This window comes from Bacillus sp. AFS012607 (assembly GCF_002558005.1).
Classification (GTDB): Bacteria; Bacillota; Bacilli; order Bacillales; family Bacillaceae_G; genus Bacillus_A; species Bacillus_A thuringiensis_S.
On sequence record NZ_NTVM01000022.1, the window covers coordinates 1 to 13,897 of the forward strand.

The window sequence follows — 13,897 nt, forward strand, 5'->3', positions numbered from 1 at the left end:
TGGTTTTTCTACTTCTGGTTGTTTCTCTTCATTTTTAATTTGTTCAAGTTTATCTTGTTCAAATAAAAGTTGTACATCATGCGTTTGCTTATAATTTCTTGATGCCATTTCGATAAATACTTTTGTATTTAGTTTTTTAGATAAATCGTTTACTTCAAACTCTACTACTCTTGTATCTTTTTCCTTATCCTCACTCACTACTTTTGCATCAACAAATGCGCCATCTTTTTCCGTTTGGAAATTTTTAATTAATGAGCTGCTTTTTAGTGTTACAATTGCTTTTTTCTTACCGTTTTCTACTTTTAATACTCCTGGATTTACCATGTAAGTATTCATCTTAGATTCTTCATCTGTTTGATCTTTTAACACTTTAAATGGAATGCTGTACGCACCATCTGTAATTGTGTTAGAATTTGGTTGTTGATCTGGGTCAGGCTTTTGGTCGGGCTTCTGACCTGGATCGGTAGTTTCATTTGGATCTGGCTTATTAGCTGGGTCCTCTTTTTCATTTGGTTTTTCTACATGAATTGGTGTAATGCTATTTTGATCAAATGCAATACGAACGTCGTACTCATGATGATAATTTAAAAAATCAATATCTACTTTTACTTTTGCATTTAATACCTTCTCTACATCTTCTACATCAAATTCTACTACTCTTGTATCTTTTTCTTTATCTTCACTAATTACATTTGTCGCAACTAGCTTACCTGCTTTTTCTGTTTCAAACTTCGTAATCCATGAACTATTTGTTAATGTAAAGGATACTTTCTTTTTCCCACCCTTCACTTTTAAAGTTCCCGGGCTTACTGAATATTGATTCATCATTGATTCTTCATCTGATGTATCTTTTAAAACTTTGAAGCCAATTGAATATTCACCGTCAGCCAACTTGGTAGCTGCTTGAACTGCAAGTGGTTGTAATGTTGATACAAATGTAAATATTATTAAAAACATAGCAACAATAATTTTTGTATACCTGTTCAATGGAACGACTCTCCCTTTTGAAAATTATTTAATACTATTCCCATCAAATACAAAGCGAATATCATACGAAGCATTATAATTAATAATTGGAATATTAATTTTCACTTTGCCATTTAGTTTTTTTGACAAGTCAGCAACTTCAAATTCTACAACTCTAGTATTATCTTTTTTGTTTTCACTTAACACGGTTGTTTCTACAAATTGACCATCTTTTTCTACTTGGAAACTTTTAATAGAAGCACTATCTTTCACTTTAAATGAAACATATTGTTTTCCATTTTTAACTGTTAATGTTGCTGGGCTTTCAAAATAACTATTCATTCTAGACGATTCATCTTTATCGCCTTTCCATACAGTAAAAGCAATATTATATTTTCCATCAGCTAGTTTTGTAGCAGCCTTTGCATCTTGTAAACCTAGTGTTGCGATAAACGTAAATAAAACACCAAATACGGCAATAATCATTTTAAATTGTTTAAACATATATTCATCACCCTTCAAAAGATTTATTTACTCAACTTCACTTTACGAATTAAGAAAGCACCTGAAATAAGAATTAACGCTGCAAACAATCCAATACGTGCTTCATCGCCTGTTTTTGGATTATCTGTTTTTTCAGCTTTTCCATTTTCATTTTTTGTTTCTTTGTTCACTTCTTTAGCTGTTTCCTTACTCTCTACTTTTGTTTTCTCTTCTTTTACTTGTGTATCTGTTTTCGCTTGATCATTATTTTTTGTAGTAGCAGCTACGCCGTTATCGCCACCTACAGCTTTTACATTTGCATCAAAAGCAAAACGAATTGTGTAGTGGTGGTCATAGTTTGCATTTGGTACAACAACATGAATTTTTACAGCTGCCGGTTTGGATAAATCATCTACTTTAAACTCTACTGTTCTTTTATCTGCCGATTCATCTTTACTAACAACTTTCGCATCAACAAAATCCCCGTTCTCTGGTGCTTTAAATTCTGTAATCCAAGCACTATGATTCATCGGAACTTGTACTCTCATCTCACCGTTTTTCACTACTAATTTTGCTGGCTTTTCAAAATAGTCATTTGCCATTGAAGCTGAATCATTTTCCGCTTTTTGAATTACGTAATTAATATCGTAAGTACCATCAGCTAGTTTTGCTGAAGCATTTCCGTATGGCATTACAAGAAAAGCTAGCATACATACGAACGTTATAATAAAAGCGGGTAATACAGAAACCTTTTTCATTTTTCTTGTTTCCTCCTTGGTTATCTTTCATTTCACTTTTTGAAAATGATAATTATTCTCAATTTATAAGAAAAAAATAATCTCTTTTACCTATTATTTAATTAGCATTCTTTTATGTAACATAAGTATTATTGATTATCATTCTCATTGAATATTAAAAATAATATCTCACCCTATTCCTTATACAAAGGCATAGAAACTGAGAAAAAATTATAAAACTTTTTTATTGATTATCATTCTCAATATAAATCAAAAAAAATAAACTATCTCTTCGCCTCTTCTTTCACCTCTTCCCATAACAACACTATAGTTATAGAAACCCCTTATCCCTCACTTCCCTTCCAATATTTCCACAACTAAGTCAATCTTAGCCTACTCATAAATTTTTTGTCAACTATATTACGTATAAAATTTTTAATATCTGAATTTCTCTATATATGGCTTTTTCTACAAAAAAAGAGACTTTCTATTATAGAAAGCCTCTTTTCTCTATTTTTCTACAGCAATTTCCTGCTTTTGAAACTTAGAAACTATATAACCAAATCCTATACCGATTATGCCTGGAACTAACCAACCAATTCCTACACTATATAATGGAATCTTATCTAAAATAGGTGCTAGCGCTGCAATTTGAAGGTTTGCATTGTGTAATCCATCAAAGAAACTGATTGCAAATGCTCCTACAATCCCCCCCACATACATCGCTAATGGAAGACGAACGTAGTTTTCAACAAGTGATAATACGATAAGTACGATTCCAATTGGATAAATAGCGATTAAGATTGGTAATGCTAATGCATTTAACTGAGTTAACCCAAGATTTGCTACCATAAATGCTAATACACAGAAAATGAAAACGACTTTTTGATAAGAAAGCTTTGGTAATAAGGAAGAGAAGTAATCACCACAAGCTGCAACAATACCTACAGAAGTTGTTAAACACGCTGCTGTAATTGCGATCCCTAGTAATAAAGTTCCGTAACTGCCAAATAAATGATTCACCACATTTGTTAAAATAATTCCTCCGTTTGCGCCCATTCCAAGTGACACACTAGAAGCTCCAAGATAAGCAAGCGCTAAATACACAAGTAGTAGACCAAGCGCTGCAATAAATCCTGCAAAGATTGTTACTTTTGCAATACTATTTTTATTTGTAATGCCTTTTTCTTTTAACGCATGAATTACAACATTTCCGAATACAAGTGCTGCAAGTCCATCTAAAGTTAAATATCCATCAATAAATCCTTTGAAGAGAGGAGCACTATACACTTCTGTCGGTGCACCAAATTCTCCAATTGGTGTAATAAGTGCTTTACCTACGATAATTGCAATAACAGCTAATAATATTGGAGTTAGCACTTTACCAATACGCCCCACTAATTTCGAAGGATTTAAAGCTAAATAGAAAGTTACTGCAAAGAAAATAAGTGTAAAGATAACAAGTGGATATGACTGACCTGCTATCTCACTTGGTAAAAACGGTGCAACACTCATCTCATAAGCTACTGTTCCTGTACGCGGCACACTTACGAATACGCCTAAACATAAATAAATGGCAGTGATAAAAACAAGTGCGAATATAGGATGTACACGTCCTGCTAGCTCATTAATATCTCCCTTTAAAGCTATAACAATTACGCCTAATAAAGGTAGTCCAACGCCTGTTACAATAAAACCAAACAGCGCGATCCATACGTCCGTTCCAGCACCTTGCCCTAACGCTGGTGGAAAAATCATATTACCTGCACCAAAAAACAGTGCAAATAACATTAAACTTATTGCAAACATCTCTGAAAACTTTAAAGATGATTTCATTTCTACTAACCTCCTAAAATAATTAATTAACAAAATATTCTGAAAAATAATCCGTCACATATCCTCTTTCAAGCACACTTCCCCGTAAAAGAACGCAAAAAACACCCGTCCCTAACAAAGGGACGAGTGTTGAAATCGTGGTTCCACCCTTATTCTAATAAAATGAATTTATAGCAAAATAAGCTCATTTTATAGCTCGTGTAAATTGATAACGGTTTTATCCGTCAAGAATTACAATGCATCATGTATGCAGTTCACTCTTGAAGTTTAGAGGTGGTAAGCTTGTCTTTTCGTATTAGGAAGCTCACAGCCTAAGGCTCCCCTCTCTGAGAATCGTAAAATACAACTCATGTCCTCATCATTACTTTTATAAAATATCTTGTCGAAACTTGTTGTTTTTTATTATATGGGCTATTTTTTAAAAAATCAATAGTTTTATTTTTTCTGACAAAAAAATATTGGGAGAAAACTTTTCCTCCCTATAACTGATCTATTAGAATGTCTAATTCCTCCGATGTAACGCTCCTCCACTTTCCTACTTCAAGCTCATTTAGCTCTATATTCATAATGCGTACTCGCTTTAGCTTTATTACAGTAAACCCGAAAGCACGGCTCATTCTACGAATTTGCCTGTTCATCCCTTGCGTTAAAATGATACGAAATGTTGATTGATCGACTCTCGTCACTTTACACGGCTTCGTCATACCATCTTTAATCTTTACACCGCTGGACATCTCATTAATAAACCAGTCCGTAAAAGGTTTATCGACTGTGACAACATATTCTTTCTCGTGCTCATGATCACCATGTAAAATTTGATTCGCAATCGTACCGTCATTCGTTAATAAGATAAGTCCTTCTGATGCTTTATCTAATCGCCCAACTGGAAAGATTCGCTCTGGATAATTGATATAATCAATAATATTATCTTCAATATGATCGGCTGCTGTACAAGTAATTCCGACCGGCTTATGAAAGGCTATATACACCTTCTCTTTCTCTTCTTTTGCAATAACCTGCCCATCAATCGTTACTACATCACCATCGCTCACGAGTGCACCGTGCGTACATATTTCGCCGTTAACAGCCACGCGTCCAGCTTTAATGAGGCGATCTGTTTCACGTCTTGAGCAGGATTTTGCTTCGCTTATGTATTGGTTGATTTTCATGTTTTATTCCTTTTCACATATATTAAAAGCGTCAATCTATGGCAATATCATTATGCCACGATTGACGCTTTTTCAATTCGCAAAAACAACTAAATAAATAACCCCAATCACCAAAAATATTCCACAACAAGCTAACAATACTTTTGCAAGTTTGTCCATAAACATATAATGGTTTCCCCTTTGTTTCGTTGTTTTCTATTTTAATTCGACAACTGTTACGCCTAGGCCTCCCTCGCCCATGTCACCGTAACGGTAATTCTTCACGCCGCGGTGCTTCTTCAAGTAATCTTGTACACCTTGGCGAAGCGCTCCTGTTCCTTTACCGTGAATGATTGATACACGAGGATAACTTGCAAGCTGGGCATCGTCTAAATATTTTTCAACGCGCATCATTGCATCTTCATAACGTTCACCGCGAAGATCAAGTTCCAATGAAACGTGGTAATCTCTACCCTTCACACTTGCGACTGCTTTTTTCTCTGTTTGCTTCGGTGTGTTAATGTATTCCATGTTAGATTCTTTTACTTTCATCTTCAGAATACCGATTTGTACGCTCCACTCTGTATCACTTACTTTTTCAAGTAATTGACCCTTTTGACCGAACGTTAATACTTTTACTTCATCACCTGCCCGTAACTGTTGTTTCGGCGCAGTGTTTTTTACGTTTACTTTTTGTTTCTTCACAAGCTCTGGCGCTGTGCCTTCTAGACGGCTCTTCGCTTCAATAAGCTCATGATCTTTCACATTTACAAGCTGTGCTTTACGCAATTGACGAAGTTCTTGAATAATACCTTCTGCTTCTTTCTTCGCAGCTTCGACTTTTTCTTCCCCTTCTTTTTGCGCTTTTAATAATTTTTCATCACGCTCATCGTTAAACTCAATAATTTGACGTTGCAACTCACGATGAAGTTTCTCAGATTGTTTGCGAAGTGCCTCTGCTTCGTTCCAGTCACGCTCTGCGTTCTTCTGGCTTTCTTCTAACTTCGCAATCATATTTTCAATTTTATTTGTATCTGTACTAATGTGGTTACGTGCTTGATCAATAACGCGATCAGATAATCCAAGGCGCTTTGAAATTTCAAAGGCGTTACTGCGACCTGGTACACCGATTAATAATTTATAAGTTGGACTTAATGTATTTACATCAAACTCAACACTCGCATTAATAACTTGCTCACGGTTGTATCCGTATGCTTTTAATTCTGGGTAATGCGTCGTAGCAACAACACGAGCACCGCGGTTACATACTTCATCTAAAATCGAAATTGCTAGTGCAGCACCTTCTTGCGGGTCTGTTCCAGCACCTAATTCATCAAATAAAACTAAGCTTTCAAAATCAGCTTTTTCTAAAATATCTACAATGTTCACCATATGTGAGGAGAACGTACTTAAGCTTTGTTCAATCGACTGCTCATCACCAATATCAGCAAAGATGTTTTTAAATACACAAATCTCTGACTCATCCATTACTGGAATGTGAAGACCAGATTGCGCCATTAATACACAAATACCAACTGTTTTCAGCGTAACTGTTTTACCACCTGTATTCGGTCCTGTAATAACAATTGTCGTGAAATCTTTACCTAGCATAATGTTATTTGGCACAATAATTTCTGGATCGATTAGCGGATGACGAGCTTGTCTTAAATCCATATAACGCTCGTTATTTACGATTGGTTTCGTTGCTTTAATTCGCTTCGCATAAAAAGCTTTCGCAAAGATGAAATCAAGATTTGCAACTACTTCTACGTTTGATAAAACGATATCGGCTTCTACTGCCACTTCTTCTGTTAACATTAATAATATACGTTCAATTTCTTGTTTTTCTTTCACTCGTGCTTCTTGTAGTGCATTATTTAATTCTACAATGACTTGCGGTTCAATAAATAACGTTTGTCCAGAAGCAGATTGATCGTGAACAATACCACCATATACGCCGCGGTATTCTTGTTTTACTGGGATTACGTAACGTTCGTTACGAATCGTTACAATCGAGTCAGACAGCATCTTTTGCGCGTTTGAAGAACGCGTCATATTTTCTAACTTTTCACGAATACGACTTTCCGCAGTACGAATTTGAGTACGAATACCACGCAGTTTATCACTCGCGCTATCGACTACTTCACCGCCATCACCGATGCAATTTGTAATTTTCTTTTCTAAATCATATAAAGATACAATTTGAGCGACATGAGTTTCTAAAATCGGAAGCTCGACACCGTTATCAACCATATCTTCAATGAAACGTTTCATATTGCGACTACCATACATCGTATTCGCAATATCAAGTAGTTCATTCGGGCTTAACATGCTTCCAATCTTTGCACGCTTCACATTTGAACGAATATCCGTAATGCCACCTAATGGTGCACTACCTTTTAAACGAATGACTTTCGCTGCTTCATCCGTTGTATCTTGCATTTCTACAATTTCTTCAAAATCAGTGCTCGGCACTAAATGCTTCACTTTATCACGGCCAAGTGAAGAGGCTGTATGTTCAAGTAATTGTTCTTTTACTTTATTGTATTCTAATACACGCAACGTTCTTTCTAACATGTTGCAGGTCCCCCTTGTGTTACTTATTACGTTTAATATAGTCTAATAAACGTTCAATATCCCACGTGTTAATCACGTTATCTTTTTGAATCCAACCTTTACGTGCTGCAGCTACACCTGTTTCCATATCTTCTAACATTTCAAGTGTATGAGCATCCGTATTAATCGCTACTTTTACACCAGCATCTTGTGCTTGTTTTAATAATTTCGCGCTTAAATCTAGACGGTTCGGATTCGCATTTAATTCTAAAACTGTATTTGTCTCTTTTGCGAGTTCAATTAATAAATCTGTATCTACATCATAACCCTCACGGCGCCCGAGAAGACGTCCTGTCGGATGAGCAATCATTGTGACATGTTTATTCTCAAGTGCAGTACGCAGACGCTTCATAATCGTTTCACGGTCTTGTGAGAAGCTAGAGTGGATCGCTCCAATGACATAGTCTAATTCTTCTAATACTTCATCATCAAAATCAAGCGAGGCATCTGGTAAAATGTCCATTTCAATTCCGCGTAAAATTGTAATGTCTGGATACTTTTCATTCATACGTTCAATTTCTTTCGCTTGCTCACGAAGACGCTCTTTCGTTAAACCATTCGCTACTTTCAAATATTGCGAGTGATCAGTAATCGCCATAAACTTATATCCACGAGCACGGCACGCTTGTACCATTTCTTCAATAGAAAAAGCACCGTCACTCCAAGTTGTATGCATATGTAAATCACCTTGTATATCGGAAAACTGAATTAAGTTCGGATACTCTTTAATTAATTCAATTTCTTTTCCATCTTCACGCACTTCTGGCGGAATAAATGGCAGACCGAAATGAGCGAAGAAGTCTTCTTCATTCTCAAATGTTTTCACTTCACCTGTTTCCAAGTTTTCTACACCGTACTCACTAATTTTCTCGCCTCTATCTTTTGCGATTTGACGCATTTTTACGTTATGGTCTTTTGATCCTGTGAAATGGTGAAGAGTTGTAATAAACTCTTCTGGTTTTACTAAACGAAAATCGATTGAAATATCATATTCATATTGAAGACGAACCGAAACTTTCGTATCTCCACTTGCGATTACTTCAATCATATTATCGAATTGTAGTAAATGCTCACGTACCGCTGCTGGTTCTGTCGTTGCAATGATAAAATCTAAATCTTTCACTGTTTCTCTCGCGCGGCGCAAACTACCAGCGCGAGAGAAACGAATTACTTCAGCAATATTCGACAATTTCTCCTCTATTTCCCCGGCAATAGGCAATACCATCGCGATTGGTAAACGCTCTGGACGAGAGCCTACTTGATCGATTGCTTCTAATATTTTCTCTTCTGTCTTCTTACCGAAACCTGCTAAAGCCTGTACTTTATTTTCCTCACAAACAGCTTTTAGCGATTCCATATCAACAACACCAAGTTCTTTATATAACTTAGCTACCTTCTTACCACCAAGTCCTGGTAGTTTTAATAACGGCAATAAGCTACTTGGTACTTCTTTCTCAAGTTCTTGTAATACTTCAGATGTTCCCGATTCTATATATTCTTGAATAACGGCTGCTGTTCCTTTTCCGATGCCTGGAATCTTTGTGAAATCTTCAATTTCAGAAAGACTACGATCGTCACTTTCTAATGCTGCTGCCGCTTTACGAAATGCAGATATTTTAAATGGATTCGCACCCTTTAGTTCCATAAAAAGCCCGATTGTCTCTAATAATTTGATAACTTGTTTTTTATTTACTTTCATCATTGCCCCGCCTTTCTTTCATAGAAAAAAACTTCTCTTTCCGAAAAAAGAGAAGTTATACTCTGCTACCTGTCTGCCATAGTTCCTTCACCTTTTCAGATAGAATCGGTGTATCGTCTACAATTATTTTGCTAATTGATGATTTTTGTAATGGTGTTTGTACTTGTTCAATCGGAAGTATGTTTCCAATGATAATTAAGACAAACAAAATAATATATACTTCTAAAAATCCGAGGATTGCCCCCGCAAACGCATTTACTTGCTTTAAAACCGGTATTTCTGCAAACATATTTAACAAATTACCAAGTAATGAAAGTGCAATTTTAGTGATAATAAACAATATGATAAACGCAAGCGCTTGATAAAATACTGTCTCAATATTATTTGCATCAATCCATTCTGGAACAGATACGTTTTTATCAAATGGATACGGAATAAATTTCGCAAGTGCTGGCGCTAAATCTTTACAGTACCAGTATGCAACAAGGTATGCGATAATAAAGCTTGTTAACTTTACAAGTTGCAGAATAAACCCTCTGCGTAAGCCGAGGAAAAATCCCATAACAAGCAGTAAAATGATAATAATATCAATCATGTTATTCCATTCCTTTTTTTGTCATACTTTCTTTCAATTTCTCATGTTCTTCTTTTAATTTTATGTAATCGTGTATGACGTTTACCGCCGTCAATACCGCTAGTCTACTCGTGTCAAGCGAAGGATTCTTGGCATTGAGTTCGCGCATTTTATCATCCACAATCGCTGCTACCATGCGGATATGACTTGTACTTTCATCGCCAACAACTGAATATTGTTGACCATAGATTTCTACATTAATTCGACTTTTCTTTCCCTTTTGTTGTGACAACTCACCGGCCTCCAATCACGTACAGAATCCTAAAGTTTATCATACCATGAACCTTCATAATATGGAAACAGAAAGAACAATCCGATATGATAAAAATAACAATATAAAAAAAGGGGCGACCATTATGTCAAATTCTATCGTAATTCAAACAAATTCTACAGTAATTGAAGACATGAAACAACAATATAAACATTCGCTTAGCCCGAAAACTCCGCAAGGCGGGATCTTCATGGCAAAGGTACCATCTTGCACGATTACAGCGTATAAATCTGGAAAAGTAATGTTCCAAGGAGGCCGCGCTGAAGCAGAAGCTTCTCGTTGGCAAACTGTCTCTCAAACACCCAAAACAGCTGTAAAAAAAACTGTCGATTCACATCGTTATGCACCGCCTGCTTCCATCAGTACAATGTCTATTGTAGGGTCTGATGAAGTTGGTACGGGAGATTTCTTTGGACCGATGACAGTCGTTGCTGTATATGTAGATGCAAAGCAAATTCCACTACTAAAAGAACTTGGTGTAAAAGACTCTAAAAACTTAAATGACGATCAAATTACTGCCATTGCGAAACAACTTCTACATGTTGTTCCTTACAGCTCTCTTGTCCTTCATAATGAAAAATATAACGAGCTATTTGATAAAGGAAACAACCAAGGTAAGCTAAAAGCCTTGCTACATAATAAAGCTATTACAAACTTATTAGGTAAAATGGCACCTACAAAACCTGAAGGCGTCTTAATCGATCAATTCACACAACCTGATACATACTATAAATATTTAGCAAAACAAAAACAGGTACAGCGTGAAAATGTTTATTTCGCGACGAAAGGTGAAAGCGTCCATTTAGCAGTAGCCGCTGCTTCTATTTTAGCTCGCTACTCATTCGTAAAACAGTTTGACGAACTAAGCAAAAAAGCTGGTATGCCACTTCCAAAAGGTGCTGGTAAACAAGTTGATATTGCTGCAGCTAAATTAATTCAAAAGCTTGGTAAAGAACGATTACCCGAGTTTGTGAAACTGCATTTCGCTAATACGGAGAAGGCGTTTCGCTTATTAAAATAGTATCGACAAAAACAGGAGCCTACAAACTCCTGTTTTTTGTTTCACCCTACTATTGTCCTTATAGTTTTGTGACAATTACAATATACAGATTATTCTAACATATGAGGAGATTCCCATTGCTACTTCTACAAATGATTCTAAATATTTTACTAGGCGATCCACACGAAAGACAGTTCAAAATTAGAGAAAACATTCAGATACTAAGTGAAAAGCCTGCATTCAATAATTTAAAGGAGGGAATTTATATAAACGCTGTAAAAGTGAAAAAGTTATTATATGTTTTCGTACATCTCGTAGGTCCACTTTCTTACTTCATTATTTCTAATGTTTGGGGCACTTTCTTCACTACTAAATCCACATTCGAAAACATATCTGATAGCCTTAGCGTTATGGCCATCTATCACGTGTTCATGAGTTTACTATGGTTTTTCTATTTAGATCGATTAGACAAAGACATAGATCAAATTACAAAAGAGATTAACGATAACAAGATGTAATACATAAAAAGGAGAGCCCCTAAGACTCTCCTTTTTTATGTTAGCTTTGTTTCTGCTTCTTATTAGATGAAGATACCTTATGAGAACCTGTTTCATGTGTCGTCGTTCCTTGTCCTTCTACTTCCGGAGAACCTAGGCTCGATCTTGAATGATCTTTTTTCACTTTTTTACTCATTTTATACTCACCCCTTCGCGTTACTTTTTGCTACGGGGTCATAAACTATGCAAACAAAAAAGCGAGAGGAAATCCTCTCGCTTTTTTCATATTTTAGAACTCAGAAGAACCTGGAGTTCTTGGGAATGGAATTACGTCACGGATGTTAGCCATACCAGTGATGTACATTAGGAAGCGCTCGAAACCTAGACCGAATCCAGCGTGTTTTGTACCGCCGTATTTTCTAAGTTCTAAGTACCACCAGTAGTCCTCTTCGTTCATACCTAATTCTTTAATTCTGTCTACTAAAACGTCCATTCTTTCTTCACGTTGACTTCCGCCGATTAATTCGCCGATGCCAGGAACTAGAAGGTCAGTAGCAGCTACTGTTTTTCCATCTTCATTCATACGCATGTAGAACGCTTTAATGTCTTTCGGGTAGTCAGTTACGAATACAGGGCGTTTGAAGATCTCTTCTGATAAGTATCTTTCATGCTCTGTTTGTAAGTCAATACCCCATTCTACTGGGTACTTGAAGTCAGCACCTGATTCTTGAAGTACTTTAATTGCTTCTGTATATGTGATGCGACCGAAGTCAGAGTTAATCACGTTGTTCATACGCTCTAGAACTGTTTTATCAACGAAGCTGTTGAAGAAGTCCATTTCTTCTGGTGCATGCTCTAATACATATTTCATTGCATATTTCAGCATATCTTCTGTAAGATCCATTACATCGCCTAACTCAGCGAATGCAATCTCAGGCTCAACCATCCAGAACTCAGCAGCGTGGCGAGTTGTGTTTGAGTTTTCTGCACGGAATGTAGGTCCGAATGTATATACATCACGGAATGCTAATGCATACGCTTCAGCGTTCAGCTGTCCACTTACTGTTAAGTTTGTTTCTTTACCGAAGAAGTCTTTTGACTCATCAACTTGTCCGTCTTCACCTTTTGGTACGTTGTTTAAATCTTGTGTTGTTACGCGGAACATTTCGCCAGCACCTTCTGTATCACTACCAGTGATGATTGGTGTGTGAACATGTACGAATCCACGCTCTTGGAAGAACTGGTGAATCGCAAATGCTGCGATAGAACGTACGCGGAACGTTGCAGAGAATGCATTTGTTCTTGGACGTAAGTGAGCGATTGTACGTAAGTATTCAAACGTATGACGCTTCTTTTGAAGTGGGTAATCAGAATCTGATAAGCCCTCGATATCAATTTTTTCTGCTTTAATTTCAAATGGTTGCTTCGCTCCAGGCGTTGCAATTACTTTACCTTCTACTTTCACTGAAGAGCTAAGTGGAAGCTTTGCAATTTCTTTAAAGTTCTCTAATTCTGTATCGAAAACGATTTGAACGCTTTTGAAAAAGCTACCGTCGTTTAATTCGATGAAACCAAATGCTTTTGAATCACGTAAATTACGAATCCACCCTGATACTTGTACTGTTTGACCTGCATACTTTTCTGTATCTCTATACAGACTTTTTACTAATGTGTTTTCCATAGTGAAATTCTCCTTTGCTGATATATTTAAATACAAAAAAACCTTTCATCCATAAAGGGACGAAAGGTTAAACTTCGCGGTACCACCCAATTTGTCATAAAGACCAACTTTAACTCGTATGTAATACATACTTCCCGGTTTGTAACAGGCCGGCTTCCCGTCTAAGTCTACTCTTGAATACAAGATTCAATTTCGGTTAGCAACTCCAAGGTGTTCTTCACATATACCGCCTCATCAGGCTCTCACCGCCCCTGACTCGCTTTGGATTATAGTATATACTACTTTTCCTTATCATCGTCTTTCATTTTGTTAAACTAAAATTAATGTAC

The 13,897-nt window shown here is 36.4% G+C and carries 13 protein-coding genes and 2 other annotated features; of the genes, 2 read left to right on the plus strand and 11 right to left on the minus strand.

The annotated features are described in order from the left end of the window. From CN409_RS23255 to zapA, 9 genes are all read right to left on the minus strand, one after another. Positions 1 to 987: NEAT domain-containing protein (locus CN409_RS23255; RefSeq protein WP_170955804.1), on the minus strand; the 987-nt coding region annotated here is incomplete at its 3' end. 24 nt (positions 988 to 1,011) lie between these two features. Then, on the minus strand, positions 1,012 to 1,470 hold the full coding sequence (locus tag CN409_RS23260) for an NEAT domain-containing protein (RefSeq protein ID WP_000476176.1): 459 nt from the start codon (positions 1,468 to 1,470) through the stop codon (positions 1,012 to 1,014). 23 nt (positions 1,471 to 1,493) lie between these two features. Continuing rightward, on the minus strand, positions 1,494 to 2,207 hold the full coding sequence (gene isdC / locus CN409_RS23265) for a heme uptake protein IsdC (protein WP_000757958.1): 714 nt from the start codon (positions 2,205 to 2,207) through the stop codon (positions 1,494 to 1,496). A gap of 489 nt (positions 2,208 to 2,696) precedes the next feature. Further along, positions 2,697 to 4,022: a branched-chain amino acid transport system II carrier protein BrnQ6 gene (brnQ6, locus tag CN409_RS23270; RefSeq protein WP_000842652.1), complete on the minus strand. Its 1,326-nt coding sequence runs from the start codon at positions 4,020 to 4,022 to the stop codon at positions 2,697 to 2,699. A gap of 115 nt (positions 4,023 to 4,137) precedes the next feature. After that, positions 4,138 to 4,393, minus strand: a binding site (T-box leader). Positions 4,394 to 4,501: 108 nt separating this feature from the next. Then, positions 4,502 to 5,191, minus strand: coding sequence for a 23S rRNA pseudouridine(2604) synthase RluF (locus CN409_RS23275; protein WP_097981785.1), 690 nt, complete (start codon positions 5,189 to 5,191; stop codon positions 4,502 to 4,504). Positions 5,192 to 5,386: 195 nt separating this feature from the next. Continuing rightward, positions 5,387 to 7,747, minus strand: a complete 2,361-nt coding sequence (locus tag CN409_RS23285; protein ID WP_000893725.1) for an endonuclease MutS2 — start codon at positions 7,745 to 7,747, stop codon at positions 5,387 to 5,389. Between the two features lie 19 nt (positions 7,748 to 7,766). Further along, on the minus strand, positions 7,767 to 9,485 hold the full coding sequence (gene polX, locus CN409_RS23290; protein WP_000867525.1) for a DNA polymerase/3'-5' exonuclease PolX: 1,719 nt from the start codon (positions 9,483 to 9,485) through the stop codon (positions 7,767 to 7,769). Positions 9,486 to 9,540: 55 nt separating this feature from the next. Further along, positions 9,541 to 10,080, minus strand: a complete 540-nt coding sequence (locus CN409_RS23295; protein ID WP_000565409.1) for a CvpA family protein — start codon at positions 10,078 to 10,080, stop codon at positions 9,541 to 9,543. A gap of 1 nt (position 10,081) precedes the next feature. Beyond that, positions 10,082 to 10,351 carry a cell division protein ZapA gene (gene zapA, locus CN409_RS23300; RefSeq protein ID WP_000082701.1) on the minus strand — a complete coding sequence of 90 codons (270 nt, stop codon included), beginning with the start codon at positions 10,349 to 10,351 and terminating at the stop codon, positions 10,082 to 10,084. 124 nt (positions 10,352 to 10,475) lie between these two features. Between zapA and rnhC the strand changes: the two genes are divergently transcribed. Together rnhC and CN409_RS23310 are read left to right on the plus strand one after the other, a co-directional pair. Beyond that, positions 10,476 to 11,411, plus strand: a complete 936-nt coding sequence (gene rnhC, locus CN409_RS23305; protein ID WP_000071595.1) for a ribonuclease HIII — start codon at positions 10,476 to 10,478, stop codon at positions 11,409 to 11,411. Between the two features lie 245 nt (positions 11,412 to 11,656). Next, complete coding sequence (locus tag CN409_RS23310; RefSeq protein WP_141527738.1) at positions 11,657 to 11,908, plus strand: hypothetical protein; 252 nt, start codon at positions 11,657 to 11,659, stop codon at positions 11,906 to 11,908. Between the two features lie 40 nt (positions 11,909 to 11,948). Here the strand turns inward: CN409_RS23310 and CN409_RS23315 are convergent, their stop codons facing one another. Then, the gene (locus CN409_RS23315) at positions 11,949 to 12,083 is read right to left on the minus strand and encodes a YuzL family protein (RefSeq protein WP_000039593.1); all 135 of its coding nucleotides are present in this window, start codon (positions 12,081 to 12,083) and stop codon (positions 11,949 to 11,951) included. A 93-nt stretch (positions 12,084 to 12,176) separates the two neighbouring features. Continuing rightward, the gene (gene asnS, locus CN409_RS23320; protein ID WP_000432189.1) at positions 12,177 to 13,568 is read right to left on the minus strand and encodes an asparagine--tRNA ligase; all 1,392 of its coding nucleotides are present in this window, start codon (positions 13,566 to 13,568) and stop codon (positions 12,177 to 12,179) included. 52 nt (positions 13,569 to 13,620) lie between these two features. After that, positions 13,621 to 13,872: a binding site (T-box leader), on the minus strand. Positions 13,873 to 13,897: the final 25 nt, after the last annotated feature.

Coding starts and splice junctions, on each gene's coding strand:
- CN409_RS23260 (WP_000476176.1), bottom strand. CDS start 1,470: ATGTTTAAACAATTTAAAATGATTATTGCCGTATTTGGTGTTTTATTT.
- isdC (WP_000757958.1), bottom strand. CDS start 2,207: ATGAAAAAGGTTTCTGTATTACCCGCTTTTATTATAACGTTCGTATGT.
- brnQ6 (WP_000842652.1), bottom strand. CDS start 4,022: ATGAAATCATCTTTAAAGTTTTCAGAGATGTTTGCAATAAGTTTAATG.
- CN409_RS23275 (WP_097981785.1), bottom strand. CDS start 5,191: ATGAAAATCAACCAATACATAAGCGAAGCAAAATCCTGCTCAAGACGT.
- CN409_RS23285 (WP_000893725.1), bottom strand. CDS start 7,747: ATGTTAGAAAGAACGTTGCGTGTATTAGAATACAATAAAGTAAAAGAA.
- polX (WP_000867525.1), bottom strand. CDS start 9,485: ATGAAAGTAAATAAAAAACAAGTTATCAAATTATTAGAGACAATCGGG.
- CN409_RS23295 (WP_000565409.1), bottom strand. CDS start 10,080: ATGATTGATATTATTATCATTTTACTGCTTGTTATGGGATTTTTCCTC.
- rnhC (WP_000071595.1), top strand. CDS start 10,476: ATGTCAAATTCTATCGTAATTCAAACAAATTCTACAGTAATTGAAGAC.
- CN409_RS23315 (WP_000039593.1), bottom strand. CDS start 12,083: ATGAGTAAAAAAGTGAAAAAAGATCATTCAAGATCGAGCCTAGGTTCT.
- asnS (WP_000432189.1), bottom strand. CDS start 13,568: ATGGAAAACACATTAGTAAAAAGTCTGTATAGAGATACAGAAAAGTAT.